Source organism: Magnetococcus marinus MC-1 (assembly GCF_000014865.1).
Lineage (GTDB): Bacteria > Pseudomonadota > Magnetococcia > Magnetococcales > Magnetococcaceae > Magnetococcus > Magnetococcus marinus.
Genome location: NC_008576.1, coordinates 3,801,362 through 3,828,313, shown reverse-complemented (window position 1 = coordinate 3,828,313; position 26,952 = coordinate 3,801,362). Strand labels below are relative to the sequence as shown.

The 26,952-nt window shown below is 52.9% G+C and carries 24 protein-coding genes and 1 tRNA gene; 13 read left to right on the top strand and 12 right to left on the bottom strand.

Annotated features, from left to right (window positions below; all coding sequences use genetic code 11):
• Positions 1-54: 54 nt before the first annotated feature.
• The 7 genes from iscU (at position 55) to MMC1_RS15650 (ending at position 4,753) form a co-directional block, all read left to right on the top strand.
• The gene (gene iscU / locus MMC1_RS15685) at positions 55-447 is read left to right on the top strand and encodes a Fe-S cluster assembly scaffold IscU (protein ID WP_011714615.1); all 393 of its coding nucleotides are present in this window, start codon (positions 55-57) and stop codon (positions 445-447) included.
• A 2-nt stretch (positions 448-449) separates the two neighbouring features.
• Positions 450-791, top strand: a complete 342-nt coding sequence (locus MMC1_RS15680; RefSeq protein WP_011714614.1) for a HesB/IscA family protein — start codon at positions 450-452, stop codon at positions 789-791.
• Positions 792-873: 82 nt separating this feature from the next.
• On the top strand, positions 874-1,497 hold the full coding sequence (gene hscB, locus MMC1_RS15675; RefSeq protein WP_011714613.1) for a Fe-S protein assembly co-chaperone HscB: 624 nt from the start codon (positions 874-876) through the stop codon (positions 1,495-1,497).
• A gap of 85 nt (positions 1,498-1,582) precedes the next feature.
• A complete protein-coding gene (hscA, locus tag MMC1_RS15670; RefSeq protein ID WP_011714612.1) occupies positions 1,583-3,460 on the top strand; it encodes a Fe-S protein assembly chaperone HscA in 1,878 nt (625 codons plus the stop codon).
• A gap of 60 nt (positions 3,461-3,520) precedes the next feature.
• Positions 3,521-3,853 carry a 2Fe-2S iron-sulfur cluster-binding protein gene (locus tag MMC1_RS15665; protein ID WP_011714611.1) on the top strand — a complete coding sequence of 111 codons (333 nt, stop codon included), beginning with the start codon at positions 3,521-3,523 and terminating at the stop codon, positions 3,851-3,853.
• 9 nt (positions 3,854-3,862) lie between these two features.
• Positions 3,863-4,057 (top strand): Fe-S cluster assembly protein IscX, encoded by a 195-nt coding sequence (iscX, locus tag MMC1_RS15660; RefSeq protein ID WP_011714610.1) that lies wholly within the window; start codon positions 3,863-3,865, stop codon positions 4,055-4,057.
• A gap of 620 nt (positions 4,058-4,677) precedes the next feature.
• Positions 4,678-4,753: transfer RNA gene (locus tag MMC1_RS15650), tRNA-Lys, on the top strand.
• A 319-nt stretch (positions 4,754-5,072) separates the two neighbouring features.
• On the opposite strand, the gene MMC1_RS15645 is transcribed toward MMC1_RS15650, so the two are convergent.
• From MMC1_RS15645 to MMC1_RS15635, 4 genes are all read right to left on the bottom strand, one after another.
• Entirely contained in the window at positions 5,073-5,921 is an 849-nt protein-coding gene (locus MMC1_RS15645; protein WP_011714609.1) for an Nmad3 family putative nucleotide modification protein, read from the bottom strand.
• Complete coding sequence (locus MMC1_RS21750) at positions 5,918-6,586, bottom strand: Nmad2 family putative nucleotide modification protein (protein WP_011714608.1); 669 nt, start codon at positions 6,584-6,586, stop codon at positions 5,918-5,920. The genes MMC1_RS15645 and MMC1_RS21750 overlap by 4 nt, the downstream gene beginning before the upstream one ends.
• 273 nt (positions 6,587-6,859) lie before the next feature.
• Entirely contained in the window at positions 6,860-8,200 is a 1,341-nt protein-coding gene (locus MMC1_RS15640) for an IS1380-like element ISMasp7 family transposase (protein ID WP_011712653.1), read from the bottom strand.
• A 29-nt stretch (positions 8,201-8,229) separates the two neighbouring features.
• Positions 8,230-8,526: a hypothetical protein gene (locus tag MMC1_RS15635; RefSeq protein WP_011714607.1), complete on the bottom strand. Its 297-nt coding sequence runs from the start codon at positions 8,524-8,526 to the stop codon at positions 8,230-8,232.
• A gap of 163 nt (positions 8,527-8,689) precedes the next feature.
• Here MMC1_RS15635 and MMC1_RS15630 point away from each other — a divergent pair, with 163 nt between their 5' ends.
• The 3 genes from MMC1_RS15630 to MMC1_RS20515 are packed head-to-tail and all read left to right on the top strand — an operon-like array spanning position 8,690 to position 11,599.
• Complete coding sequence (locus tag MMC1_RS15630; RefSeq protein ID WP_011714606.1) at positions 8,690-9,700, top strand: helix-turn-helix transcriptional regulator; 1,011 nt, start codon at positions 8,690-8,692, stop codon at positions 9,698-9,700.
• Between the two features lie 28 nt (positions 9,701-9,728).
• Positions 9,729-11,231, top strand: coding sequence for a DUF2779 domain-containing protein (locus tag MMC1_RS15625; protein ID WP_011714605.1), 1,503 nt, complete (start codon positions 9,729-9,731; stop codon positions 11,229-11,231).
• On the top strand, positions 11,231-11,599 hold the full coding sequence (locus MMC1_RS20515) for a hypothetical protein (protein WP_049757703.1): 369 nt from the start codon (positions 11,231-11,233) through the stop codon (positions 11,597-11,599). Before MMC1_RS15625 ends, MMC1_RS20515 begins: the two co-directional genes overlap by 1 nt.
• 44 nt (positions 11,600-11,643) lie before the next feature.
• Here the strand turns inward: MMC1_RS20515 and MMC1_RS15615 are convergent, their stop codons facing one another.
• The 4 genes from MMC1_RS15615 to MMC1_RS15600 form a co-directional block, all read right to left on the bottom strand.
• Positions 11,644-11,997: a hypothetical protein gene (locus MMC1_RS15615; RefSeq protein WP_143711440.1), complete on the bottom strand. Its 354-nt coding sequence runs from the start codon at positions 11,995-11,997 to the stop codon at positions 11,644-11,646.
• A 237-nt stretch (positions 11,998-12,234) separates the two neighbouring features.
• Complete coding sequence (locus MMC1_RS15610) at positions 12,235-13,188, bottom strand: SLAC1 anion channel family protein (protein WP_011714603.1); 954 nt, start codon at positions 13,186-13,188, stop codon at positions 12,235-12,237.
• Positions 13,185-14,153 (bottom strand): alpha/beta hydrolase, encoded by a 969-nt coding sequence (locus tag MMC1_RS15605; RefSeq protein WP_011714602.1) that lies wholly within the window; start codon positions 14,151-14,153, stop codon positions 13,185-13,187. Before MMC1_RS15605 ends, MMC1_RS15610 begins: the two co-directional genes overlap by 4 nt.
• Before the next feature lie 572 nt (positions 14,154-14,725).
• Entirely contained in the window at positions 14,726-15,586 is an 861-nt protein-coding gene (locus MMC1_RS15600) for a hypothetical protein (RefSeq protein WP_011714601.1), read from the bottom strand.
• A 772-nt stretch (positions 15,587-16,358) separates the two neighbouring features.
• On the opposite strand from MMC1_RS15600, the gene MMC1_RS15595 reads away from it, so the two are divergent.
• Complete coding sequence (locus MMC1_RS15595; RefSeq protein WP_011714600.1) at positions 16,359-17,495, top strand: class I SAM-dependent methyltransferase; 1,137 nt, start codon at positions 16,359-16,361, stop codon at positions 17,493-17,495.
• Between the two features lie 126 nt (positions 17,496-17,621).
• On the opposite strand, the gene MMC1_RS15590 is transcribed toward MMC1_RS15595, so the two are convergent.
• The 4 genes from MMC1_RS15590 to MMC1_RS15575 form a co-directional block, all read right to left on the bottom strand.
• Positions 17,622-19,016, bottom strand: a complete 1,395-nt coding sequence (locus MMC1_RS15590) for an MFS transporter (protein WP_011714599.1) — start codon at positions 19,014-19,016, stop codon at positions 17,622-17,624.
• Between the two features lie 121 nt (positions 19,017-19,137).
• Positions 19,138-20,322 carry a YbfB/YjiJ family MFS transporter gene (locus MMC1_RS15585; RefSeq protein WP_011714598.1) on the bottom strand — a complete coding sequence of 395 codons (1,185 nt, stop codon included), beginning with the start codon at positions 20,320-20,322 and terminating at the stop codon, positions 19,138-19,140.
• A gap of 496 nt (positions 20,323-20,818) precedes the next feature.
• Positions 20,819-22,399: an MBOAT family O-acyltransferase gene (locus MMC1_RS15580; RefSeq protein WP_011714597.1), complete on the bottom strand. Its 1,581-nt coding sequence runs from the start codon at positions 22,397-22,399 to the stop codon at positions 20,819-20,821.
• Between the two features lie 147 nt (positions 22,400-22,546).
• Positions 22,547-23,092, bottom strand: coding sequence for a DUF2059 domain-containing protein (locus tag MMC1_RS15575; protein WP_011714596.1), 546 nt, complete (start codon positions 23,090-23,092; stop codon positions 22,547-22,549).
• A gap of 212 nt (positions 23,093-23,304) precedes the next feature.
• Here MMC1_RS15575 and flhA point away from each other — a divergent pair, with 212 nt between their 5' ends.
• Positions 23,305-25,431, top strand: coding sequence for a flagellar biosynthesis protein FlhA (flhA, locus tag MMC1_RS15570; RefSeq protein ID WP_011714595.1), 2,127 nt, complete (start codon positions 23,305-23,307; stop codon positions 25,429-25,431).
• 100 nt (positions 25,432-25,531) lie between these two features.
• Entirely contained in the window at positions 25,532-26,890 is a 1,359-nt protein-coding gene (gene flhF, locus MMC1_RS15565) for a flagellar biosynthesis GTPase FlhF (protein WP_011714594.1), read from the top strand.
• The last annotated feature ends 62 nt before the right edge of the window (positions 26,891-26,952 follow it).

Sequence of the window (26,952 nt, the reverse complement as noted above, 5' to 3'; positions counted from 1 at the left end):
CAAAATAGACAGTAAACAGAGCCTTAATGGGCTTTAACATAAGGAGTATCAACCATGGCATACAATGAGAAAGTGCTGGACCACTACGAAAAGCCCCGCAACGTAGGCAGCATGGATAAAGATGCAGATGATGTGGGAACCGGCATGGTGGGGGCGCCCTCATGCGGTGATGTCATGAAGCTACAGATCAAGGTTGACGACAATGGCGTGATTGAAGATGCCAAGTTTAAGACCTTTGGCTGCGGCAGTGCCATTGCTTCCTCCTCACTGGTGACGGAGTGGATTAAAGGTAAGACCATTGATGAGGCACTGACCATCAAAAATAAAGATGTGGCCGAAGAGCTGGCGCTGCCACCGGTAAAGGTTCACTGTTCGGTGTTGGCCGAGGATGCCATTAAGGCGGCGGTTAAAGATTATCGTGAAAAGCAGCAGAAGAAGGGAGCCTGATCATGAGCGAGCAACAGCAAGGGGTGACCATTACCGAGAAGGCTGCGGCCCAGGTGCAAAAGATGCTGCAAGGGCGCGGCACACCCGATGCGGCGGTTCGCATTGGGGTGGGCACCTCCGGTTGTTCGGGCTTCAGCTACAAGCTGGAGTATGCCGACCAGCTTGAAGAGGGGGATATGGTCTATGAGGCCCACGGGGTACGTGTGGTGGTGGATAGCAAATCCCTGCTCTATATGGCCGGTACCCAGATGGACTATGTGACGGAAAACTTTAAATCCGGCTTTACCTTTACCAATCCCAAAGAGACCAGTCGCTGCGGGTGTGGTGAGTCGTTTAAGGTTTAAGCGGTGTAACGGGTAAGCGTAAGGGGTGTGAGGTTGCGCTTCGCACCCCTTTTTCGTGGGTGTTGTCACAAAGGGGTGGTTCATGTCACTGCATGCCTGTTGGTCCTGCAAGGGGCCGGTTGAAGCCTCGGCTTTTTGTCCCACCTGTGGGGCCATTCAGCCACCGCAGCGCGATCAAAGCCTGTTTGAGTTTTTAGGGCTGCCACCCTCGTATGGGGTGGATCCGCAGGCGTTAGAGGCCGCTTGTCTGCGGCTTCAGCAGCAGTTTCACCCCGATAAATTCGCCACCCAGGCCGATACCGCCCGTCGTTATGCCATGGAGTATGCTACCCGTTTGAACGAGGCTAAGCAGATTTTAAGCGCTCCCTTGCAGCGGGCCATCTATCTGTTAGAGCAGCTTGGGGGAACAGCCAGTCACGCCAGCGGTGGGGGGCAAGACCCCATGTTTTTGATGGAGGTGATGGAGCTGCGGGAACGGTTGGAAGAGCTGGATGCCGAGAGCGAAACGGTTTGGGATAAGCTGGAAGCGCTCAAGCATGAGGTGACGGCACTGGCGGAGGAGGAGATTGCCGCCCTGAGCAGCGGTTTTGCCAAGCAGGACGGGGACCCAGAGTGGTGGGTGGTATTGGCCCGGCATATTGACCGGCTGCGTTATCACACCAAGTTTTTGGAAGAGGTGGACCGCTTTGAGGAGCGGCTGTTTTAGGGTTTGAGCTCCATTCAAGATAGAGATCTATCAATTTTGCGCCGTGCTGTAGTGCGCGAAGCGTCAGGAAAGAGTAGGGATCGACATGGTTGTTCTACTGGATATTGCAGAACCTGGGCAGTCGGCCAAACCCCACGAGGCACGCCCCGAGGATATGCGGCGGGTGGTGGGGATTGATTTGGGGACCACCTATTCGCTGGTGGCGGCAATAGATCAGGAGAATAAGCCGGGTTGTATTCCCCTGCCCGAGGGTGGGTTTGCCATTCCATCGGTGGTGCATTATGGGGCCGATGGTGGTGTGTTGGTGGGCCATGCCGCGCGGGAGCTGGCGGTGAGCCATCCCCACGCGACGGTGATTTCAGCCAAGCGTTTTATGGGGCGTGGTTTAGAGGATGTGCAGGGCGAGGGCAAGCGCACCCCTTACCGGTTGGAAGCGGGTGAAGGGGGCATGGTGCGTATGGATACGGGGGTGGGTAAGGTATCACCGGTTGAGGTCTCCGCAGAAATTTTAAGTTATTTAAAAGCCCAGGCTGAGCAGGCTCTGGGGGGTGCGTTGTATGGTGCGGTGATTACCGTGCCCGCCTATTTTGATGATGCCCAGCGCCAGGCAACCAAGGATGCGGGGCGCTTGGCGGGGTTGGAGGTGATGCGCTTGGTTAATGAGCCCACCGCTGCGGCCTTAGCCTATGGGTTAGAGGCGGGCAAAGAGGGCATGTATGCGGTATATGATCTGGGGGGTGGTACCTTTGATATCTCCATTTTAAAGTTGAGCAAGGGGGTGTTTCAGGTGATGTCCACCGGAGGTGATTCGGCGTTGGGTGGGGATGATTTTGATCACGCTTTGGGGGATCTGTTTTTGCGGGAGATGGGGGTTGAGCAGCCCAGTGCCGAGCAGCAGCAGCAGGTGATGCGCAGTGCGCGGCTGGCCAAGGAGGCGCTTACCGATGCTGAGCAGGTTGAGGTGGTGATCGGTGACTATGGGCGCACACTGAGCAAGGCTGAGTTTGAGGGGGCGATTGATGCGCTGGTTAAGCGTACGGGTCTGCCCTGTCGGCGGGCTTTAAAGGATGCCGGGGTGAAGCCGGGGGCGTTGCAGGGGGTCGTATTGGTGGGGGGTTCGACCCGGGTGCCCAAGGTGCGTGCCTATGTGGCGGAGCTGTTTCAGCGGGAGCCTTTGAGTGATCTGGATCCCGATAAGGTGGTGGCGTTGGGGGCGGCTTTGCAGGCGGATCTGTTGGCGGGCAACCGACGCGGTGAAGATTTGCTGTTGTTGGATGTGACGCCGCTGTCGCTGGGGGTGGAGACCATGGGGGGGTTGATGGAGAAGATTATTCCCCGCAACAGCCCCACGCCCACGGCGCGCGCCCAGGAGTTTACCACGTTTAAGGACAATCAGACGGCGATGGTGATTCAGGTTGTGCAGGGTGAGCGGGAGATGGCGGCAGAGAACCGCAGCTTGGCCCGTTTTGAGTTGCGGGGTATTCCACCCATGGTGGCGGGGGCGGCGCGTATTCGGGTGACCTATCAGGTGGATGCGGATGGGCTGCTGACGGTATCGGCGGAGGAGATGACCACTGGGGTTAAGCAGACGGTGGAGGTCAAGCCGGCTTATGGTTTGTCGGATGCTGAGATTGAGGGCATGCTACGGGACGCGCTGAGCCATGGTGAGGCGGATATGGAGGCGCGTCGGTTGAGTGAGGCGCGGGTTGAGGTTGATCGGGTCTTGAATGCGCTGGATGCGGCGTTGGCTAAGGATGTGGATCTGCTTAGCGAGGCGGAGGTGCAGGGCATTAAGGCGGCGGTGGAGCAGTTGGTGGGCGTTGCGGCGGGCACTGATGCGACGGCCATCAATCAGGGCATTGAGGCATTGGACAAGGCGACCACCTTTTTTGCCCAGCGGCGCATGGATCGTGGGGTGCGTCAGGTGATGACGGGGCAGAGTCTGGATACCTTTGAGCGGTAGGGTTTGCTTGATGCTTGGGGTTCTGTTGGATCTTTAATGGATAGGTTAAGGAGAGGGGCGATGCCCAAGGTTACATTTTTACCGATCAATGAGACTGTGGATGTTGAGTCGGGGCAGTCGTTAATGGATGTCGCGCATGAGCACCATATTCCGTTAGAGTGTGCCTGTGAGGGTTCGTTGGCCTGTTCGACCTGCCATGTGATAGTGGATGAGGCGTGGTTTGATAAGTTGGAGGAGGCGACGGAGGATGAGGATGATATTTTGGACAAGGCGTTTGGTTTGACGCCGCACAGTCGTTTGGGGTGTCAGATCGTGATGACGGAAGCGTTGGATGGTTTGGTGGTGACCATTCCGGAGTACAGTCTTAATTTTAAGGTTGAGGTCAAGAAATAGGGGGCGGTGATGAAGTGGACGGATGTGCGGGATATTGCCATAGAGTTGGTTGAGAGCAAGCCGGATGTTGATCCGCTGACGGTACGTTTTACCGATCTTCAGGAGTGGGTAATGGCGTTGCCGGGTTTTGAGGACGAGCAAGAGCGTTGTAATGAGAAGATTTTGGAAGCGATTCAGATGATGTGGATCGACGAGCGGGATTGAGCCACAGAGTGCCGCAGGGATGGGTGGCCGTGCTGGCTGTGGATTTGCCGTGAGCGGGCTGGTGTGGGTATCAAGCACGGGCATGGCACGGACATGCTTGGGTGGCCATCGCGGGTTTGTCAGGGTGGGGGCTGGCTTCTGCACGATGAGCGCGGTTGTGGTGAGCGGGCTGGTGTGGGTGAGCGGGCTGGTGTGGGTGAGCGGGCTGGTGTGGGTGTCAAGCACGGGCATGGCAAGGGCATGCTTGGGTGGCCATCGCGGGTGTTTGTTAGGGTGGGGGCAGGAAATGGGGCTTAGAGAGGGTACAGGGGCGCTGTGAAGGGGGTTTTGAGTACGGGTAGGTGTCCTTACTAGGGTTGGTGTGTGTGACGGGTTGTAAGGGCGGTTATGGGGTTTGGGGTGGTTTGTGGTCTATGGGGTGCCATATCGTATTGGTTGCGGAGTGTATACAGGGGTTGGTGGTGGTAAAATTTATTTTGTATTTTAGGGTGTTGTCGTGTTTGTTGGGATTGTCTGACGGAAAAATGTCCATTCTGTGAATTTTTTTCTTGGAAAGCGGGCATGGTTTTGTTAAATTTCAGGACCTCGGAGGCAGGGTCGTAAAGCCTACGGGTTGCTAAGGGGTGTTAGCTCAGTTGGTAGAGCAAGTGACTTTTAATCACTGGGTCGCAGGTTCGACTCCTGCACACCTCACCATTAGATTACGGAAAACCCCGCGTCCTAACGGATGCGGGGTTTTTTGCTATGTGGGAAAGGCCAATAAATCCAACGGTTACAGCGGATGTCCGATCGTTGAAACTCCTCTCCTTTGGCCTCCAGGAAGGCCCGTTATTCTCTGTTCTCCGCCATATTCTCCAAAAGCTGTGTACCGTGTAAAAAAGTACAATGGCTGTGTACCATGAACGAATTCAATGGAGTACACAGCTTTTGATTCTGTGGCTTTTTGTTATGGGGTTGTTTTCAAGAGACCTCTGGGGACGGAAAGGGAATAAAAACCATATGAAATCCACAACTATCAAAGCATCAGGCTTATATGTTTTTTGATATGCTCTCTTTCCTCGTTTGTTTTTACCTTATCAAGATTCAGTACAAATTCTTGTCCGTAACCTTGGTAGGAAATAATGACATCATGCCCATCAATTGAGAAATTATTTAAATAGCTGAAGGCCTCTGGCTGGTTGAAATATCGTGGTAGTCTCCAGGTTGAGCGGCCTTTGTATTTTTCGGTATCAGTTAGGCAGCGTTGAGTGTGGAAATCAAATAGTTCTGATGATTTTGATAGGTAAATTCTATTTTTTCCACCATCTTGTTTTCCTACATGAGGATGATTGATTAAGAAAGGATGTTCCTGTAGTGCAGCCTCTTGATCTTGCTGGCTATCTAATTGAATGACTTTTCCAACAGTTATTTGACTCCACACCAAATGTAAATCTTTAGCTGTTGAATCAAATGACCACAGATCACCATTTTTTTTGATTTGTTTAAACCAACCATAGAAAAGAAAGATATCATCTTCCGATATACCTTGATTCCGCAAATGGCCCTCTGCAGATCCTACCTGTCCTAATGTTAAACCAGAATAGGACTCCTCTCGGAAAAAGTATGGATCATGATGACAATATTGAGGATAAGACGATTGCGAAAGCTCCTCTACACTATGCTTGCAGTACATACCGTTTGTGATATCTGCGAGAATTTTTTGGATTTCATCTCCTTCGTAGCTATACTCAAGATCACTGTATGTATATTTATCTCTGTTGCTTGGGATTGGAATGGAAAAGAGAGATCCATCAGGAAATATAATGCTTGGAAATCCTCCTGCACTGCTGTCAAATCCCTTTCTGCTAAAAACGATCTTCTTCATGATGAACATCCTCCACAGCTGGAACCAGGTTCTTTGCTCCACATACAGGGATAACCAGTTCTTCCTTCGCCAAAAGTACTGTCAAGCCAATCGATAAGGCGTAAAATTGATTCACTTTTTTCAGTTTTATATCCATACGGTGATGGACCTGATGGACGTGAGATCTGGATCTGTATGTCTTTAGGTATGGGAATACCTTTCGCCCCTAAATAGTAAAAATTCCTAAAAATTAGTGCATTAACTCCATTTGTATCATGTTCAAGATCCCCTGTTCCATGTTGAAGAGTGCTTACCTGTTCAAATTTTGGCTTTCTCACGGGTGAAAGGCCAATCTGCTTGTAGATATTATCTCCAACATTCTGAATCTGATCATCAGTCAATTGTTGTGGTGGAATTTTTAGTCTAAACATAGGATCAATGAAATACTCTCCAAGTGGTTTTATTTCACTGACTTGTCCAAGGTAGAGTAATGCGTCAATGTCTATTGTAACCCCGAATTTTTTGGCATTGCGACTGAGAGCAATTGATGAAAATCCTGCGATCCAGTCTCCAACTTGTTTGGTTCTACGAATACCCGGTTTACAAGTGGCTAATGTCAATGTTCCATGAAAAGGATTGGGGGCAAAACCAGAGTCATGGGTCATGTTATAAGAAAATAGTCGCATCTGCTGATCCTTGATTATGTGCTTGTTGTTACCAAAAATATTCCGATTAAGATGTACCCTGAATCGGTGACTTTCTTTGGGGCGTGTTGACCGAACGCTTCTCCCAACACATCAACCCCTGTTTTTGCCCTCAGAATATGGTCAGACCACTGTTTCCCGGCAATATGTGGCCAGATGCTGTCTCAGTTTACCCCGAACGCCCCCATTTTTCAATATCAAGGCGCAAATACCCGGATTAGCGTGCATTCACGCCGCCATTTCTGTGCTCTGTGATCATCCAACCAACAGCTTTCCAGGAGCAAATCGCTCATACACCCGTTCGAATGCGTCGAATGCAGGGCAATTCAGTCCAAAGCGCAATCGTAGCCGCCTTCCGCTTCTGACCAAGCGAGCGGCCAGATAGATCATCTCTTGGATAACCGTCTTCAAACGCCGACGCTTAGCTGGGTGCCGCACTGGCCCATCTTTGCCCATCAGACCCAAAAGTCCGATCCACCGCAGGATATTGTAGGCAAATGCCGCCATTCCCATAACCAGGGCGTTGGTGGCAAACTTGCCCGACGGAAGCCGCTCCAAATCCAGGTCTGTCTTGAACTCGCTGTGAAATTGCTCTGATGTCCCGTGTGCCTTGTAAAGGGCAATGACATCCTCTTCCACCAAGTCCAGCGATGTCCACCAGCCCTCAACTTCCACATCGGGAACCAGCAAGCCTTGTCCGTGACGATCAATTCGGCGTTCAGTCACCTGCATCACGCGCCGGAACTGATAGCTTTGGCCCTCGTAGCTTTGCTCCTCAATGACGCTGAACCGGGAAACAAACTTTCCAGGACGTGTTTCAACCCAGCACTCTTCCTCTTCCGCCATGGCCAGCCAGGGTGTCATATCAGCGGTTCGGGGATTCCATTTGAGAATATAATCGGTATCCTCGTTTACCAACGCCACACGCGTTTCCAGCGCATCGTGCCCGCTATCCAGGCGGACCAGTAAACGGTGACTGGCGCTCAAGCGGCGGGCTTGGGGCAACACACGCGTCAAAAAGGAAATAAATCCCTTCTGGCTGTGCTGTTTGCCCTCACGAAACTCCATCCCAACACACCAGCCCTCTTCCCCGAGGTAGGCCCCAATGGGCGCGAATCCGTCATGTCCCTTGTAGGTGCGGGAAACCCCCGCTTTCTTCGTGCTGGAGTTGTCCATAGGAAACACATCCATATCCAGCGCCACATGCCCGGTCACCAAGCACGTCACGGGAACTTCGGCGTTGACCAAAAAATCAACTGTGCAGCACTCTATTACAGACAACCACGATTCAGCCCCTTCATCCAGCCGCTGGCGCATTCTCGCAATGGATGGCACATGGGCTATACCAAGTGCCTCCATGAAAAATCGATTTTCTCTGAACTGTGCAATCGCCTCAAAGTCGCTCTTGCCCTGCAACAACAAACCCAGGTAGCTGCGAGCAATGTCAGCATGGCTGATACCGTGTCGCAACGGCTGTGCTTTCTTCAATTCCTTGTCCAAATTCACATAGCGGTCCAGACAAGCGCCTGCCAGTGCCAGACCACTGGTCGCCGTGTAGATCTCCTGCTCCGATTGCTCCAATTTGAACCGCTTCATCTCACCCCCTGGGTGAATCAAAAAACAGTTCATATAATAACAAATTTATCTGCTTTGCCATACGGTTGCAGGACGCAAACTAAAAATAAACTCACGGATCCAGGTAAGACTCTGTAGAGTTTTCGTGCGCTGGAATTCTTTCGGATGGCATTCTGATAATCGTCGATGGTTTCAAGAATCTCGTCGATATCCTCCTCAATGCCGAGGAAAGGCATGCCGGTCTCCAGGAAGTCGCAAAGTTCCTTGAATGCGTGAGCCGACAGCTCTTTGCTAAGGATGTTTTGCATATACTGGATGATGGTCCGTTGCTCAAATTTTTCGATCATGTCTCTCTCCAACTTTTTGAAATTTCATGTTGCTTATAAACTTAACACCTGTCTGCGACAAAATGCGTCGCTTATGATTCGTGTTGTCGATTTGATGAGAAAAGGCTATAAATGTTGGAGTGCGACACATTCTGTCGGGATGACGTGATAAAGGATATGGGACATGACAAAGCCGAAAAAATATTATGCGTTACTCAGGCAGTGGAAAATGTTGCAGCTTTTGCCCTCCAGACATCCGAAGGACGCGGCCACGATCCGGGAGGAGCTGGAAAGCGAAGGATTCAATGTTGATCTTCGAACCGTGCAAAGGGATTTGAAGGAATTGATGGAGGTGTTTCCGGTTACTGCCAAACAGGGCAAGCCGATATCATGGCGATGGGATCGCGAAGCGATGTCCTTTGATATTCCTGGGATGGATCGAACCGGTGCGCTGACGTTGAAGATGGTCAGTGAATTCATGACCCGTTTGCTGCCCAAGAGCTGTCTTGAGTCTCTGGCCCCGAATCTGCGACGGGCGAACGCAATTCTCGATGAACTGGGTGACAAGAGTTATGGTGGCTGGCCGGACAAAGTAAGAGTTGTTCCAAGAACTCAGCCGTTACTACCTCCGGATGTCGATGCGGACCTACTTGAAATTGTTTACGAGTCGCTATTCCGGGATCGGCGATTCAAAGCGATGTATTTAAAGAAAGGGGCAGATGATCCAGTCGAGTATACAGTCAACCCGCTGGGCCTGGTTGCTGCAGATCCGGTTTTGTATCTGGTTGCGACACTTTGGAACTATGACGATATAAAGCTCTTGGCTGTTCATCGCTTTCAGGCTGTCGAGATGATTCATGAAGCGTCAAGAAAGCCGGAGGGGTTCAAGCTCGACGATTATCTGGAAAGTGGCGCGCTTGGATTCCCGTTGCCAGGAGAGAAGACGATCAAGCTCAAGGCCCTGTTCGACAAGTATGCTGCGGCTCATCTTTACGAGAGTCCATTAAGCCTAAACCAAACGATTATTGAACAGGAAAATGGCGATGTTCTGGTTGAAGCTGAAGTTCTTGATACCCATCAATTACGCTGGTGGCTGTTGAGTTTTGGTGAATATGTCGAAGTTGTTTCTCCAAAATCCCTCCGCAAGGAGTTTGCCGAGACAGTTCGGAACATGGCAAGCTATTACGAAGATTGATTTTCGATTTTTTGAGTCAGGAGATTTTATGAAGCGAAGTCTTTACCTGAGTAAATCCCAATACATTCGTGGCATACAATGTCACAAATCCCTTTTCCTATATAAGCACCACAAAGAACTGCGCGACGAGATCAGCGCAACTCAACAAGCGATTTTTTCAAGCGGAACGGATATAGGTGTCCTGGCTCAGAATCTTTTTCCGGGAGGGGTTGAAGTCCCATATGAAGGGCTGTCGATTGCCGAGCAGCTCAAGATGACGGGGTATATGATTGCCAAGGGAGTAAGGACAATCTATGAGGCTTCGTTTGAGCATGACGGTCTCTTCGTAAAGGTCGACATCCTGCACCGGGGTGATAAAGGATGGGAGTTATACGAGGTAAAAAGTTCAACTGCGGTGAAAGCTGTCAATTACCATGATATCGCTCTTCAGTATTATGTGCTTGCAGGAGCCGGAATTAAGATTAAAAAATCTTGCCTCGTACATATCAATAACCAGTATGTTCGCAACGGAAAAATTGAAATTGACAAGCTTTTTGCCATCAACGATCTGACGGTTGACGTCGTTGGGATGCAGCAGGACGTAGCAAATAACATCTCCTCAATGCGGTCCATGATTGAAGGAGATATGCCGCTGGTTGATATAGGACCGCACTGTTCCGATCCCTACGACTGTGATTTCCGAGGCCACTGCTGGCAGCACATCCCTGAAAACTCGGTCTTCGATCTGCGCGGTCGGGGTATCGACAAGTTTGCTTATTACAATCGCGGTCAGATAGCCTTTGCCGATCTTCCACTGGATGAACTAAACGACAGCCAACGCTTCCAGGTTGAGATGCATCTGAATCAGGACGAGCAGGTTGACACTGATGGGATACAAGAGTTCCTTGGCAACCTCTGGTATCCGCTCTGTCATTTTGATTTCGAAACCTTTATGTCGCCGGTTCCGCTCCACGATGGAATGCGCCCTTATCAGCAGATCCCGTTTCAGTATTCGTTGCATATCCAGCGACAAGAAGGCGGGGCCGTCGAGCACTATGAGTTTCTGGCGGAACCGAACGTTGATCCACGTCCAGATCTGATCAAGGCGATGTTGGAGCAAATCCCTAAGGATTCTTGCGTGCTGACCTTCAATATGGCTTTTGAAAAGACTCGTATCAAGGAAATGAGTCAAGACTTCCCGGAGCACGCTGAAGATCTGAACCACATCCATGATCGCGTTATGGACCTTATCGTGCCTTTCCGTAAACGCTACGCATATCGCTGGCAGCAATACGGGTCGAATTCGATCAAGAACGTTCTGCCTGCATTTGTCCCGGATATGTCCTACAAAGATCTTGAGATTTCAAATGGTGGGATGGCGATGGATGCCTATCACTTGATGTGTTCCGAGACAGATCCGATTAAGCTCGAATTGTTGCGATGCAATTTGTTGAAATATTGTAAGCGCGACACTGAAGCGATGGTGAAGATACACCAGGTCTTAGTTGAGATGGTTTTTACCTGGAAACTTTCGACCGGAATTGATCATTGATGATCGGGATTTTCTGGGTCTACAAAGGGACGGTGTTCGGCAAGGCAAGGGCCGTCAGCGAAGGTGTGGAGCATGTTGGCATTATCGACAGCCCTGATAATCATGCCGATTTTTGGGACAGCGATAAAGGTTACACCAGTCTATTTCCGGATCTGCGCTTCAGAGAGTATATGGACGTACCGAGGGGGCGAGTTGTTTACTCGGTAGAAGACCACCGGGCGGTCGTATATATGGATAGGACGCTGTTTTCAGATGCCATTAAGCGGCAGCTGCGGATTTTCTTCCGTTTGGAAGATGATGCCGTTGTCTGGCGGACTGATCTGCACTATACGACATCGGGCGACGAGATTGATCATCTATTTAATTGATTTGTAAAGGAAGGGGAAGTTGGAGAATTCCGGGGACATACATTTTATTCATGATCAACACTCTTTTTTGACTTTGGTCCCAGTTTCTGCTTACCAAGCTTCTGTACCGTCTGCTGCTCTAATCGCTTTGTAAACGCTTCGCTGCCCATTGGCCGACCTGTTCGTTCACGCAGTTGAATCAGCATCTGTTCCTCACGACGACTACCGGCTTCTAAATAAGCCTCCCAATCGTCTACCCAATCCAATAAAGTGTATGTCCCCGGAACTCCAACTCCATTTTGTTCCTCACGACGACTACCGACTTCTAAATAAGCCTCCCAATCGTCTACCCAATCCAATAAAGTGTATGTCCCCGGAACTCCCACTAAATAAGCCTCCCAATCGTCTACCCAATCCAATAAAGTGTATGTCCCCGGAACTCCCCAATAAAGTGTATGTCCCCGGAACTCCCCAATAAAGTGTATGTCCCCGGAACTCCCCAATAAAGTGTATGTCCCCGGAACTCCCACGGAACTCCAACTCCCGGAACTCATTTGCGCGAATCACTAATAAAGTGTATGTCCCCGGAACTCACCGGAACTCACCGGAACTCACGGAACTCATTTGCGGAACTTGTTTGAATCGACCTTTTACACTTACTCCTCCACACAGATTTCCCGCCGATAGACGGCCAAACCGGTGCGCACCGCTAGGCCCAGAATAACAAGGCAGAGGATCCCCATCAGCAGCATGCTCAACCATAGATAAAAGAGTGTATTCAAACGCTGCTGCATCACCAGTGTAGCCACCGTGATGGCCGCCAGCGGAAAGGAGTAGGCCCACCAAGAGAGAAAGAATTTTAAACGGGTGAAACGTCTAATCTGTGTAAAGAGCATCAGCGTTAGGAACAGCCCGGCATAATAGAGTATTCGGGCAAAGGCATCCAACTCACCAGTTAACTTGAGATAAGCAAGAAAACCCACCGCTGGTGGTGCGATCAGAATAAACAGGGTGGGCATTAACTTGTCTGGCAGCGGAGGATGGAAAAACAGACGATAAAAGACAATGACCATCAATACCAACCAAAAGAGCAGGCCAATACTAAAAAAAAACCACGAAGGCTCTAGATAGCCATGTTCCACACCCGCCAGCGGGATAACAATATTGCCAACCACAGGTATAAACCACGATGGGTTCATGTGCTTGATCTCAAAATGATCATGATTAAGCCAAGCGCTCAACACATAGAGGGTCAGGCCAAGATGAAGCCCTGCACCGAGCAACCACAGCCCTTTTGAGAGGTGCGGCATCAGATGCAGGGTAACAATCGAGAGCAGTAGTAAACTAATGGAGATGGTGGGAAAAAAGCTCAATTTGATGGGGTGGTGCAGCTCAGCACGGACGGCCTCTGGATGTCTAACAACCTTGACAACATAGAGCAACAGTAACACCACAAACAGGGTACCCGTCAGCCCCATAAGCAGCGGGCTGAGGGTGGCTAACTTGAGCAACGGTTCCGCCTTTGTCCAAGCGATACTCAAACCAGCCAAACCCATAACCGTGGCAAAGATGGAGATGGGCAGGAAGGGAAGTCTTGGTGGGCTTATCATAGCGACACTTTCTTGGAATAAACGGTAGGGATGGGCTCGCTCTGCGCGCGGCTTATTGCGGTTGGGTTCAATGCCGCGATCCAAGCCAGTAGCTGCTCTGTATGGGGCAGCAGCTCCTCCACCCGGTTATGTCCGGCCTCGGGCAGCACGAACAGCTCGGATAGGGGGTTGGCCCTATGCAGGCGCTGGGCGTCGGCCACGGGCACAGTGGTGTCGGCTTCGCCATGGATAAGCAGCAGAGGAATTTCCAGTTGGCGTATGGTGTGGATGGGGGCAATGTCATCAAATCGGTGGCCGATGATGCGTTGAACGTGGCGAAGCAGCCATCCTCCAATGGGCCAATAGGGGATGTGCCAGCCGCGCAGGCAGCGCCGCATCATCTCCTGCGGATGGGCAAACGCCGAGATGCTCACAACGCCCTGTAGCGATTTCCAACGGGTTGCCGCCAACAGGGCCGCGCCTGCTCCTACGGAGTGCCCCAACAGCAGAGGAGTGGTGTGACCAAGGGAGGCTAAATAATGCAGTGCCGCCAAAATATCCTCACTAAAACGGGGTAAGGAGGCAAAACCGTCATCATCGCTCAGCCCATGGCAGCGGGCGTCAAACAGCAACACAGGGTGGCCCGCAGCGACAAAAGCTTGAGCCAAGGGAAACAGGTGGGAGGCGTTGGCTCCCCAACCGTGCATCATGACGACCACTGTACCTCTTTGGCCTGGATCACACCACCAGCCTATGAGATTTTTACCGTTGGCGGTAGGGAACTGTACTTGGTGGGCATGCAAGCCGTCTTTGATCGGCGGAGCCGCATAACCGCGCTGACGAATGCGAAAGGCGTGCAGAAGCCAGCGGTGAGCAATGGAAGTTAGAAGCGTCAGGGGATTGTAACGCACGCTGAAGCGCCCCTTGTTATCCATAACGGCTGTCATGAGCATGCGTACGGTTTGGCTATTATGGGGGGGGTGCACGACTGCTCCAGTGCCAAGAAGAATGATCAAATTACCCGCCTTAGAGTGTGCCAATCAAGAGAGGTTCCATTGATGGGAATGTAAAAATAGCCTTTATTATTTTGTGGTTGAAGAATATGCCAAGACCTTGCCTAAAGATGGGGATGAGGCGCCGTCCTGACAAAGCAGGAACACTTTTGCCCTCATAAACCAGCACCTGCTTATGGGCTTAACTGGACCCAGCTCAATCACGGGGCTTCTTCATCCAATCAATCATTAGGGTTTATTATGGTGTTATTGGGAACGTCAGCGGGTCGCTGATCTTGATAAAAATGCTGCCCTAGGGTTTATGGAATGCTCATTTTTATACAACGATTGCTGAAAAAAAAAGCACTAAAACCATACGTGAATCACGGTTACAGGACGTGACGGTGTACGATTTTAGTGCCCATTTTTAGAGATATTTCAGATCTCTCGCTAAGCTCTAAGGAAATCGGATCAATGCAAGCTAACCCCTTATCCATACCATAGAGTATGCGTTCATCGTTGTTTCTTAAGACGTTTTTTTACGCCAATCGGGTGAAAACCATACATCAATGTTGGATGGTTTTTTTCATAAGGGTGACACCCTCTTTAACCTCAAAACCGGGTAGTGACCATTTTACTTTTTGGCCAGCTACACTAAAACTCACTTTCTCACCACCTACCTTCGCAATCGCTTCAGAGGTGGCTGTTAAAACCACCGACGCACTACCGGTACTGGTGTTGATGTTGATTTTATCCGCGACCATGGTGAACTGGATGCCGGCTTTAAAGAGATCAACGCCCTTGATGCCGCTAAAGAGTTTCATATCAGGCGTATTAAGGGTACACCCCGACACTCCAGCGCTCATCAACTGATTAAAGCTCGCGCTGGCCACAGCCCCTGCATAACCGCTGGAAGCCTTGCCGTTACTAACCTTGGCGGTTGCAGCCTTATTGGCCATGGAACCCACTTTAGCCGCCGCTGCTCGGGTGATTACCGCGACCACGATATCTTTGATGCTGACGCTAGGAATGGCAGGCGTTGAAAGGCTGTAACCTAAGAAAACCCCCGTTTCAGCTTTTTTGCTGTTGTTATACTGGCAGATAGCCCCAACTTCTATTTTAGTCCCAAAGAGATTGACCACAAAGTTTTGCTCGGCCAGCAGCACGGCACCGATCTCGCCGGTATCCTCATTGGCAAAAGTTAGTAGGCTGGCTTGCCCATTAACGCCGCCACCAATGGTGCCCGCTTTAATGCACTTTTTTATTTTTTCGCCGAAGAATTTTTCCTGATAACATTTCTCCAGCTTTGTTTCTGAATACTCGTTATACGACACGGCTGGCTGATAGCTGGCAGCCTTGGCACTCCCAACCTGAAAAGCGCCAAAAATCATAGGCACAGCAACAACGACACGTAAATACCGCTTCATCTATTTTTCTCCTCAGAATGATCGCCAGTGACACGATGTTCCACTGGATAAGTGAATAAACGCCTGCATAACCCTGTAAAGTTAAGCAAAGAATAGGACGCCTTTTGGGCAAAAAAGCAAAGGCGACGACCGTACCTGCCTCTCGCGTATGGCGTGCCTTAGTGCTTATTGACGGACTCGTGTGTGATTGCTCCGTCTAAGCGTCGGGTAGCAGAGCCATCTTGCCTAAGGAGTGCTTGCAAGAAAAACAGGGACTCCAGTTCCGCGTCCGTTACCCACCGATGGTATCTTTTGCAGCATCCATAGGATCATGTGTTACCAAACTCTAGGTGGTTAGGGATTTACAACCCTCGGTTGCAGCGGTCTATTCTGAGAGAGCATGTCATACCCGAAAGAAAAACAAAAGTTTATATATTTTATTTATTTTAGCGTGCTAGGTTGCAGGTAGTGTAGGGGGGGGGTTGCGTGTAACTTTATAGCACCATACCCTCTGTTTTGCCGTGCGGGCAGGAGCATTGCCATGGCCACTTGATCGCCTGTGCGCGGTATTTTTTACTGGGTAGGATTCTCATGGTTAGGGGGGGCCGCCGCAATGGAGGGTGATTAGGTAAAACGTCACGCCAATGTTTGAGCCATGTCATGATAGGCATTGGTTTCGGGGCTCGATGTGCTACAATCCGACGCCCGAATATCCATTTTTGTAGTGGCCGCATCATGGCCTGTTCGCCATAGCCGTAATCCCCTTGAGTGGTTTCCATAGGGAGTTGAAACCATGCAAAACAGATATGTAAACTATTATGCACAGGAGGGGCGTTTGATCCCAGCGCAGGTGCATGTGCGAGATTTAACGCAGCTCTTTGCGACACGTCGGGCGCTGTTTATGCAATTGGGGTTGCCGCCTGGTCTTTTGGCGGGTAAATCGGTATTGGAAATCGGCCCGGCCCAGGGTGCGCATGCCCGTTATATTTTGGAGCAACGGCCCGCCAGCTATACTTTTTTAGAAGCCAATCCCTTCTGTACCCCCACTCTGCAACAGATCGCTCAGAGCTATGCCGCCCATACCCGCTGCGAAATTATTACCGAACTGTTTGAGTCGCGCCAATGGTCGCAACAGTATGATGTGGTATGGTGTGAACGTACCATCGAGTGCCAGCAGGATCCCAAAGGGTTTCTTGCGCAGGTGCTGCCACTGGTGGCCCCCGGTGGTATCTTGTTGCTCACCACCATTGATACCCTCTCGGCCTTTCCCGATTTTTTACGCTATCTGGCCGCTAAACGGTTGGTCGACGCACAAAGCCCTTATGCGCAACAGTGTCAACGTCTTGCTGCACTGTTTGGCCCCCATTTACAAACCCTGTCAGGGTTAAAAAAACCGGTCATAAATTGGGTTGAGGAAAATTTAATGTTTCCCCTCTGCGATAAAAAATTTATCTCGCAAAGGGATGTGCTAGAGGTGGTGGGCGGGCAGTTTCAGGTCACAGGTACCGCCCCTCAGATTCTTAAAGATTGGCGTTGGTACCAAAATATTACCGATACTCCCGCGCAGGCTAATGAGCGCATCGCCAAACTGCTGTCGAAACAGGCCCATAACCTGTTGGATTATCGCTGCCACTATCCGGCCATGGAGCATGTGGAGCAACTCTACCGGTTAAGTGAGCAAATTATGAAGCTCATAGAGCAGCACGATGTGCAAGGGGATGCACAGCTCTTACCCATCATCTTGAATGCCTTAGAAGAGATGATCCACTTTTATGCGCCATTGGATGGCCCAACCGCCCAGAGCTTGCAGGATTTTAGTCAAGCGCTGCCGTTGCTCTCGCCCACCACAGAGCGGCTGGAGATGGGACTGTTTTCCAGCATGTTTGGGCGGGGCGTGCAGCATATGCTGCTCACACGGGTCACGGTGTAATCCTCCATTGGTGTGCGGTTAAGGGATGTTTCGCCTCCACCACTGCCAGGATACCGCTGGGCTTGGGCGTATTGCCGGGGAGTTTGCTGCGTGCTGAGGGTGGTGGACTCGATTGACAGGAGCCCCTTAGCGACCCCCTTGTGGCTCTGGCCAGTGGGGGTGGTGGGTGTCGATCACAAAGCTGTGGCTATGCTGCATGGGGCGATGTTGATGGTGGTGAACATGGGGGGTTTTGGCATCCCTAGGTTCATCATCTGGGTGATGATGATGCTGGTGGTGGGCATCATGAATGTGGGGGTGGTGATGGGCCGTAGCATCGTGATGGTGGTTAAGCTGGTGGGGTTCATGGCGGGGCCAAAGGCGGCTAGCGGTATAGACCGAAACGGCGATCAGCAGCGCCAACAGGGCAAAGGTAACGGAGAGGCCCAGTTGGGTGCCTAACAGCCCCGCTAGGAGATAACTGAAAAACCAGCAACTATGGGAGAGCGAAAAGTTGGCCGCAAAAAAGGCGGTGCGGTCGGCCCCTTGACAACTGGCGGTGATTAACTGGCCCGATGGGGTTTGCACCACCGCCAGCCCAACCCCCAATACAAACCAGAGCAGCAGTAACCCCGTGTAGTTGGGGTGCAACACCCCGGCCAGCATAGCGAGCGCCAACAACCAGCCACCCCCCAGCATGAGGGAGCGGCTGTGCCACCGTTGTAAAGCTCTGGGTAACAGCAGGGCTGCTAGCACAGAGCCCGCTCCCACCGCCAACATCGCTTGAGCGGTCTCGACATCATGTCCCGCCAGCTCCCCCTGGACATAGACCACCGTGTTGACGATGACCATGGCACTTGCCGCCGAAACCCCCATGTAAAGGGCCAGCAGGCCCCGTAAGCGGGGGGTGGCCAGATAGCTTTTTAAGCCGAATAGCAAATTGTGTCCCACGCCAGCCAGTCGGTCGCTGGCTGCCGCAGCGGGGAAGGAACTTGCCAACAGCAGCAGAGCCGACACGATAAAGGTGAAGCTGTTCAAGAAAAAGAGCTGGTTATAGCTGGCGATCATCAACAATAGGGCCGCCAACGCCGGGCTAAGGATATTTTCCATATCATAGGCGATGCGGAACATGGCAAGGGCGCGGGTGTAGTTCTGTGGGTCGGGCAAAAGGTCGGCAATGACCCCCTGGTAGAGGGGTTTAAACGAAGCGGCGCAGGCATTAATCAAAAAGATTAAGAGATAGAGCTGCTCAATGCTCTGGATAAAGGGCAGACTACAGAGCAGGGCGGCACGCAGCAGATCCATGCCGATCATCCAGCGTCGGCGGGGCAGCCGATGGGCTATCCCACCCATGAGGGGGGCGACCACCACATAGGCTACCATCTTGAGCGCCAGCGCAATGCCCAATACGCTACCCGCTTGCGCCCCGGCCAACTGGTAAGCCAGTAAGGCTATGGCAATGGTGGAGATACCCGTACCGGTCAGGGCAATAACCTGTGCCGCGAAGAGTTTAAGATAGGTGGCATTGCGGTAGAGTGTCATGGTTTAGGTCGCTGCGGGTGTGGGGTTGCCGAAGTCAGGACAAAAAGGCGCAGCCATTCTAGCACGCTCAACAGGTTCCGCTACCCAATAAAAACCAAAGAGGCCGCTGGGGAGTCGGGGGCTAGTTGGTTGGGGCGGCTTGCTGGTGTCGGTCCACCTGCTGGAGAATGAGCAGCAGCAGCGTGCCCAGCAGCATCATGGCGGCGGCCAGATAGAGCCCCGCCCGGTAGTTGCCGCTAGAGGTCGCGATCCAACCCGTTAGGGCTGGTCCAATAATTTGTGCCACGCCGTAGGAGAGGGTCATGCGCCCCATCATGCGGGCGGGGCGGGTTGGGTAGTAGTGTCCGGCCATGGTCAGGACCAGCGAGACGATGCCAATAAAGGTTCCACCGAACAGCACGGCTCCCAGCAGAGCCCAGAACAGACCATCCAACCAGAGGGGCAGCACGATGCCCAATACTTGCAACAGGCTGGCCAGGATAAGGGCGGGGATCTCACCCATAACGCGGGCAACGCGGTCCCATAGCAGGCAGGCAGGGGCGGCGGCTAAACCAAGAATGAGAAAGGCGCTGTTGCCATAGCCTTGTTGTGCGGGCAGGGCCTCCATAACCGCCACAATAAAGGTGGCGCTTACCACATAACCGATACCTGCGCAAAAATAGGCGGCTTGGAACAGCGCCATAAAGAGCGGTGTGGGGGGGTTGTCTTGCAAGCGCGTACCGCTGGTGGAGTAGGGGTTGGCGTCGGGATGGGGAAACCAGCGCAGGGTCAGCAGTGCCAGCACCACCCCTAGGGCGGTAAGCAGCCACCACTGCTGCTGCCAGTTCAGCCAAGGGTCTGCCCAGGCCACCACCGCTGCCCCCAGAAAGATCCCTAAACCCACCCCGGAAAAGTGCAGTCCCAGCTCGCTTTTGTGGTTTTGCCGCAGCAACCAATTGAGCAACAGACCTGTGCCCAGCAACAGACCCGCCGCACTGCTTAATCCAGCCAGATAGCGTAAGAGCGACCAGATCCAGAGCTCTTGGGTTAGGCCCATGCCTAGGGTGGAGAGCAAGGCAACCAATAGCCCCAAACGGAACAGGCGATCTTTGAGGTAGAGATCGTTGATCAGCGCAGCCACCAACGCCCCGCTCAGGTAGCCAAGATAGTTAAAGGCAGCCAGCTCTCCACCACCCGCCAAACTCAAGCCTGCCTGTTGTTGCATGAGGGGCAGCAGCGGCGTATAGGCAAAGCGGGCGATGCCCAGGGTAAGCACGATGCTTGCGATGCCGGCGAGCAACGCCTGCAACAGAGTGGGCTGCGGCATGGGTTCGACTCCCAATAGGAAAAAGGAGGCACCATGTTAGCTGTTTTTGTGACGTATGCAAAATAGATCGCTTTAGAGGTATGTTCGACCGGTGGGGGAGGCAAGATCGCGGGGGGGATACCCTTCCAGCAACCCCAATGATGGACCCCTGCAAAGCTCTTAGAGCAAGTTAAACGATTATCCAGTGAAGCCAAAGTGGCCATTGTAGGCAACGGCTAACAGGGGGGGCACGGGTGTCCAGGTCATTTTTCCGAGCAAAGGGGTGGTATGGTGTCAACCTTTAAGAAAAATGATGCAGACATTCTGACGGGGAGCCAGTGTCTGGGCATCAGCAAACAGAGTGCTGTCTGGATAGGGATTTTTCCCGCAGGGCAGGGTCTATGCGTTGATGCGCGAAAGCGGCTATAACTTGCCAGCCCTTCTCAAAAAGGGGGGGCTTTTACGTGCCCAAACTTTTTTTGGCGCGATGCTTCTGGTTCCGCTAAATCAGGTGAGGCTAAAACTGAAAATAGATAAACTCCATCTCCAGTTGGGTGGAGGTGGTGATCATTAAAAACAAGAGCAGGTAGACCAGCCCCCGCAGGGGGGTTGGTAGCGCCCCTAAATGGCACTCATCGGGCTGTTTATAGGTAAGTGCTTGCAATACCAAGAGGGGCAATGCATGGGCGGCGATCCATTTGAGCGCACCGGCGATGGGTTCTATGCCCTCCATGCTCCAGTGGCCCAGCGCCAGCCACCATGTGGCAAATCCCGCAAGATCCTCGGCGCGAAACAACGCCCAGCCCACCAAAGTCAAGCCAAACATCAAGGCCCAGGCACCCAAATTGACCCACCACCGGTGGTGCTGCGCTTGATCCTTCAATTGCGCCAAAGGCCCCACCAGCCGATAGAGGGCCAACAGCGCACCATGATAGAGCCCCCACAGCACAAAATGCCACGCCGCACCATGCCATAAACCGGCTAAAAACATGGTGATGCTCAGGTTGCGTAAGGTGCGCCGCCGACCATCACGACTGCCCCCCAAGGGAATAAAAATATAGTCGCGAATCCATGACGAAAGGGTAATGTGCCAGCGTCGCCAAAACTCAGAAGGGGTGCGCGCCAAATAGGGGAAGGCAAAGTTTTGACTCAAACGGATGCCAAACAGCAGCGACGAACCCCGTGCAATGTTGCTGTACCCTGCAAAATCTCCATAGATTTGAAAAGCAAACGCCACCGCCCCCAGCAGCGCCCATGGGCCATTGATGGGCTCGCCACTGGCAAACACATGGTTGGCGATAAGGGCGCAGTTATCCGCCACAAACAGTTTCATAAAATAACCCACCAGCAACAACCGGGCGGCTTCATGCAGGAGCGCCGGGGTAAGGGGGGCCGGATTGCTCAGTTGGGGCAGCAGATGGTGGCTGCGCTCAATGGGGCCTGCCACAAGTTGGGGAAAAAAGGCCACATAGGCGGCAAAGTGGCCAAAATCATCCACAGGGCGGGTCTGGCCCCGATAGATATCAATGGTGTAGGAGAGGCTTTGAAAGGTGTAAAAAGAGATGCCCACCGGCAGCAGTATCTCCAAGCTCCAAGTGTTGCCGCCCAAACCAACCGTGGCAAGGAGTTGCTGGGCCGAGTCGATAAAAAAGTTAAAATATTTAAAAAAGGCCAATAACGTTAAATTGGCCCCAATGCTTAGCAGCAAAAAACCCCGTTTACGGGATGCCTCGGGCAGCCGCAACAAACCTTGGCTGATCCATGGCAGTATGGGGGTAAGCAGCACAGCCCCCAGTAGCGGTGTCTCGACATTCGGTTGTCCCACCAGCCAGCAACCCGCCAACCACAAAGCCGGTAAGGCACTGAGCAGGTAGGGATGGCCGCGCTTGAGCATGCGTCCATCAAGCCCCGCACCGGTGATATAGTCAATAACGGTGGAGGTCAGAATGAGCGCCAGAAAACGGACATCCCACACCCCATAAAAGAGGTAACTGGCCGCCACCAGCAGAGCCATGCGCAAGCGCCCAGCGGGCAGCCGATGAAACAGCCCCAGAGTGACCAGTAGCAGTAAAAAATAGTGCCAAGAGGTAAAAGCCATAGGCCCCGTGTCAAGCTAGGATGGTAAAAGAGCGCCGCTTAATGGCGCGGGCCAGTGTAATGGGTCGTTGCCGGGAAATCCAGTTAGGGTAGGCGGCCACGGTCTGTTCCCAGAGGAAAAAATAGGTGCACTGCCGCACGGGCCTGTTTACATCTCATACTCTTTGTTGGGGCGGGGGTTGGGGTTGCTCTTTTCCTTGAGCTGCTGTTGCAGTTCAAGGAAACGTTCGTTGGCTCGGGTTCTGGCCTGCTGAAAGGCGCCTGCAATGGCTTTTTCCAGGTGAGCGCTATTGAGCAGAAAAAATTTACGTCCGGCGGTGCTGCTGAAAAACTGTTTCATCTGGCGCAGTTCGCTTTGCGTATACTCTTCAGCGTAGATGGTGGTCATGCGTTTTTCAATATCTGGGGCGCTGTTCCTCTCCTCTTCCCGCAAAAGTTGAACATATCTCTGAGCCAGCGCCGAAGCCACCTTGCCCTTAAGATTGGGGTTGCGGCGGGTGATCTTTAGCTGCATCAAAGTGTGGGCTGTGCGGTAGTAATCCTTGCGCTTATCAATAAGTTTTTTAATCAGCCCGCCGGTGTCCCGCAAAATAACAATATCCTGAGAGAGCTCCAACCGGCGCTTAAGATCGCCATCCGCCAAGAGGGTGTGGGGTAACAGAAGGAAGAGACAAAATAGAAGCAGGGTACGCATGGGTAAGCGACTCCTTCGCAGTAGAGGTAGGGGCGAGTATGCCATTTTTTAACGCAAAGTGCTATGCGGCCCGTGGTTTGCGTGGCAACCCGGCAAGAGTCGCCCACTGCTAGGCAGAAAATGCCGACTTTTGTGATTATTGGCAGGAATGTTGCTTGTTCCTTGGTGCCGGAATCTCCCTTAGCACTAAGGGGAGGGTTCCAAGCTCACGGATGAGATTCGAGGAAAACAGGAGATTCCCTTTGGCTGCCATCGGACTACCCCTTAAACTCCAGGGCATATCGCTGAAAAAATATAGCGATCTCTATATGGCCGTGGGCGTCATTGTGGTGATGGCGGTGATGATTATCCCGCTGCCATCGGAGTTGCTGGACTTCTTCCTGTCCATCAATATTGCCATTGCCATCGTGATTTTGCTGACCACCATCTACATTCATAAGCCCTTGGATTTTTCGTCGTTTCCAAGTGTGCTGTTGTTGGCAACCATGTTTCGATTGGCCTTGAACATTGCCACCACCCGACTGATTTTGCTGCATGGTGGCGAAGGGGAGTCGGCGGCGGGCGAGGTGATCCGTGCCTTTGGTCAGTTTGTTGTCGGTGGTAACTATGTGGTGGGTGTGATCATCTTCTCGATTTTGGTGATCATCAACTTTATCGTCATCACCAAGGGTGCGGGACGTATCGCCGAGGTGGCCGCGCGTTTTACCTTGGATAAAATGCCCGGTAAACAGATGGCCATTGACGCCGACCTTAACTCGGGTCTAATCACCGAGGACGAGGCCCGTAGACGACGCAGTGAAATTGAGCAAGAGTCTGAATTTTTTGGAGCCATGGACGGTGCTTCTAAATTTGTGCGGGGGGATGCCATTGCGGGTATCTTGATTACCCTGATCAACATTGTGGCGGGCTTTATTATCGGTGTGGCCCAGTTGGATCTGAGCGCGGCACAGTCGGCGCAGATCTATACAATTTTGACGGTTGGCGACGGATTGGTGGCGCAGATCCCCACCTTGGTGATCTCCGCAGGGGCTGGTTTTTTGGTGACCCGTGCTTCGGGTGACGCCAACATGGCGGACCATGTTAGCCAGCAGATGACCGCACAGCCTCGGGTGATTTTGATGAGCGCCGTGGTGCTGGGTCTGTTGGCGATTATCCCTGGCATGCCCACGGTGGCCTTTGGTCTGTTGGCAATTGCCATGGGTAGTTGGTCTTGGTACCTGTTCCGCCGGGCCGAGCAGCGCGATGAAGCGGTACAGCACAAAGCCATGGCCGAAGCCGAGGCCGAAGCCGAGGCCGAGGAGCCCATTGAAAGCTATCTGGCCCTGGATCTGCTACGCTTGGATGTTGGCTATGGCCTGATTTCGCTGGTGGATGAGACGCAACATGGGGATCTGTTGGATAAGATTCGCTCCATCCGTCGCCAGTTTGCCCAGGATATGGGCTTTGTGGTGCCCCCCATTCACATTAAGGACAACCTGCAACTCAAGCCCGGCGAATACAGCTATCTGGTGAAGGGGGTTGAGGTGGGGCAGGGTGAGCTGCGTCCCGGTAGTTATCTGGCCATGGAGGGGGGCGATGTGACGGGGCAGATTCATGGCATTGCAACGGTGGAGCCCGCCTTTGGTCTGCCTGCCCAGTGGATTGCCTCAGGGGAGCGCGAGCGGGCAGAGATGTTGGGTTATACTGTGGTGGATGCCTCCACGGTGCTGGCGACCCATATCACCGAGATGGTGCATAACCACGCCCATGAGATGCTGACCCGCCAAGAGGTGCAAAACCTGCTGGATCTGGTCTCTAAAAACCAGCCTAAGCTGGTGGAGGAGTTGATCCCCAATATCGTCTCGTTGGGCGATGTGCAAAAGGTGCTGCAAGGTTTGCTGCGGGAGCGGGTTTCCATCCGCGATATGGGGACCATTTTAGAAACCCTCGCCGACTATGGCAAGATTATCAAACAGCCCCAGCAGTTGGTAGAGTTGGTTAGGCAATCACTGTCGCGCTCCATTGTGCGCCGCTATCTGGATGATGAGGGCACCCTAACGGCGCTGGTGTTGGGGCCGGATGCGGAAAACTTGGTGGCAGAGGCCATTGTCAGTGGTGACTATGGTTCTTACCTGTCATTGTCGCCGCGCTCGGCCCAGCAGCTCCTTACCCGGGTGCGGAGCGAGGTAGAGAAGGCGGCCACCGTGGTGGTGCAGCCGGTGTTGATTACCGGTTCGCGGGTGCGACCCTTTGTTAAGCAGGCGTTGGAGGGGGTGCTACCCCATTTGGTGGTGTTGTCACAAAATGAGATACCCGCCAATGTGTCGGTTAGCAGCTTGGGTAGCATCCATTTGTCGTAACAAGCAGGCCCGCTCGGGCTTATAGGATAATAGGGCCAAGGATGGCCAAGTTGGGAGTGCCGTGCCCACATCGGGAGACGGGTAAAAGGAACAAACGCCCATGAAGATCCGTACCTTTCAAGCTCAAGATATGCGCGAGGCGCTGAAGATCGTCAAGGAGGAGATGGGGGTTGATGCCGTCATTCTCTCGACGCGCAGCGTGCGGGAAAAGGGAGCCAATGGGGCCCCCACTGGCCGCCATATCATTGAGGTCAAAGCCTGCCCGCCTGCCATGGCACAAGCCATTGAGGAGGCCAATCCTGCCACCGATGCGCCTATCGCGGTGACGCCCCGCAGTGAGGCGCGTGAAACACCGGCGCCGCGCCGGGGTGGATTTTCGGCGGTGGTCAGTGATGACCCAACCCCGCCGACCCGTAACCGTCCCTCGGATCGGGCTGCCGCCCGCGAGGCCCAGGCGGCCCCTCCGGAGCGTGAGCTTGCCCCCCGTAGCCGTGTGGCGGCCCCCGAACCTGCCCATAGTGAACCCGTTGAAGCACCCGTGGGGCGAGCAGGCAGCCGGGCCAGTATGCGCGCGGCAGGGGGAGCCAAGAATCTGGCATCGGATCTTTCGACCATTCGCAGCTCATTGGCCACGTTGGAGGCCCGGGTGGCCGGTCTGCCCGGTCCAATGGATGGTGAAATCCAGCAGTTAGATGGGGAGGGCCGCAAGCTCTACTCGTGGCTGATTATGCATGGCACCGAGGAGCCTATCGCCCGTAAATTGGCGGTCAGTTCGCGCAATGAGCGGGGGGGCTTTGAGGGATCCTTAAAAAAATATCTCAAGTTCCGCGATCCGTTGGAGGGCACCGCACGGGTGATTGTGCTGGTGGGTCCCACCGGGGTGGGTAAAACCACCACTTTAGCAAAAATTGCCGCCGATCTGCTGCTCAATCGGCGGCGTTCGGTGGGTATGATCACCTTGGATACCTTCCGCGTGGGGGCGGTGGCGCAGTTGGAGACCTACGCCAAACTGTTGCAGGTGCGTTTGGTGGTGGCCCGTTCGCTCTCTGAGGTGAAGGCGGGCATGCATGCGTTGAACCGCTGTGACTATATTTTGGTGGATACGGTGGGCTCTTCGCCCTACAACCGTCGTCAGGTGAACTCAACGGGTTCGTTGTTGCCGGTGATGGGGGAGGATCGTGAGACCCTGTTATGTATGGCGGCCAATGTCAGAGAGACGGAACAGCAGGCGGTTTTCCGACGCTTTTCGACCCTTAACCCCACCGGTTTAATCTTTACCAAGTTGGATGAGACCGTCACCTTTGGCAATCTGCTCAATGTGGGGTTGCGGGCACGCTTGCCATTGACCATGTATGCCGATGGGCAACGGGTGCCGGAGAATTTGGGCTGGTTTTCTGCGGAAGTGTTGGCCAAATGGTTCGAGCAGCGGGATGGTGAGCCGGGCGATGAGATGGTTTAAGGATAATCGTGGGCGCTCTAAAAAACGGCATGTTTCGTGAATAGAATATCCATGGGTACCCC

Bases quoted from the DNA above. Each gene is read 5' to 3' on its own strand.
- flhF (WP_011714594.1), top strand. From the start codon at position 25,532: ATGAAGATCCGTACCTTTCAAGCTCAAGATATGCGCGAGGCGCTGAAG.
- MMC1_RS20515 (WP_049757703.1), top strand. From the start codon at position 11,231: ATGATCGGGATTTTCTGGGTCTACAAAGGGACGGTGTTCGGCAAGGCA.
- MMC1_RS15665 (WP_011714611.1), top strand. From the start codon at position 3,521: ATGCCCAAGGTTACATTTTTACCGATCAATGAGACTGTGGATGTTGAG.
- MMC1_RS15610 (WP_011714603.1), bottom strand. From the start codon at position 13,188: ATGATAAGCCCACCAAGACTTCCCTTCCTGCCCATCTCCATCTTTGCC.
- MMC1_RS15580 (WP_011714597.1), bottom strand. From the start codon at position 22,399: ATGGCTTTTACCTCTTGGCACTATTTTTTACTGCTACTGGTCACTCTG.
- MMC1_RS15680 (WP_011714614.1), top strand. From the start codon at position 450: ATGAGCGAGCAACAGCAAGGGGTGACCATTACCGAGAAGGCTGCGGCC.
- MMC1_RS15590 (WP_011714599.1), bottom strand. From the start codon at position 19,016: ATGACACTCTACCGCAATGCCACCTATCTTAAACTCTTCGCGGCACAG.
- MMC1_RS15645 (WP_011714609.1), bottom strand. From the start codon at position 5,921: ATGAAGAAGATCGTTTTTAGCAGAAAGGGATTTGACAGCAGTGCAGGA.
- MMC1_RS15585 (WP_011714598.1), bottom strand. From the start codon at position 20,322: ATGCCGCAGCCCACTCTGTTGCAGGCGTTGCTCGCCGGCATCGCAAGC.
- MMC1_RS15600 (WP_011714601.1), bottom strand. From the start codon at position 15,586: ATGAAGCGGTATTTACGTGTCGTTGTTGCTGTGCCTATGATTTTTGGC.
- MMC1_RS15575 (WP_011714596.1), bottom strand. From the start codon at position 23,092: ATGCGTACCCTGCTTCTATTTTGTCTCTTCCTTCTGTTACCCCACACC.
- hscA (WP_011714612.1), top strand. From the start codon at position 1,583: ATGGTTGTTCTACTGGATATTGCAGAACCTGGGCAGTCGGCCAAACCC.
- iscX (WP_011714610.1), top strand. From the start codon at position 3,863: ATGAAGTGGACGGATGTGCGGGATATTGCCATAGAGTTGGTTGAGAGC.
- hscB (WP_011714613.1), top strand. From the start codon at position 874: ATGTCACTGCATGCCTGTTGGTCCTGCAAGGGGCCGGTTGAAGCCTCG.
- MMC1_RS15640 (WP_011712653.1), bottom strand. From the start codon at position 8,200: ATGAAGCGGTTCAAATTGGAGCAATCGGAGCAGGAGATCTACACGGCG.
- MMC1_RS15625 (WP_011714605.1), top strand. From the start codon at position 9,729: ATGAAGCGAAGTCTTTACCTGAGTAAATCCCAATACATTCGTGGCATA.
- MMC1_RS15630 (WP_011714606.1), top strand. From the start codon at position 8,690: ATGACAAAGCCGAAAAAATATTATGCGTTACTCAGGCAGTGGAAAATG.
- flhA (WP_011714595.1), top strand. From the start codon at position 23,305: ATGAGATTCGAGGAAAACAGGAGATTCCCTTTGGCTGCCATCGGACTA.
- MMC1_RS15595 (WP_011714600.1), top strand. From the start codon at position 16,359: ATGCAAAACAGATATGTAAACTATTATGCACAGGAGGGGCGTTTGATC.
- MMC1_RS21750 (WP_011714608.1), bottom strand. From the start codon at position 6,586: ATGCGACTATTTTCTTATAACATGACCCATGACTCTGGTTTTGCCCCC.
- iscU (WP_011714615.1), top strand. From the start codon at position 55: ATGGCATACAATGAGAAAGTGCTGGACCACTACGAAAAGCCCCGCAAC.
- MMC1_RS15635 (WP_011714607.1), bottom strand. From the start codon at position 8,526: ATGATCGAAAAATTTGAGCAACGGACCATCATCCAGTATATGCAAAAC.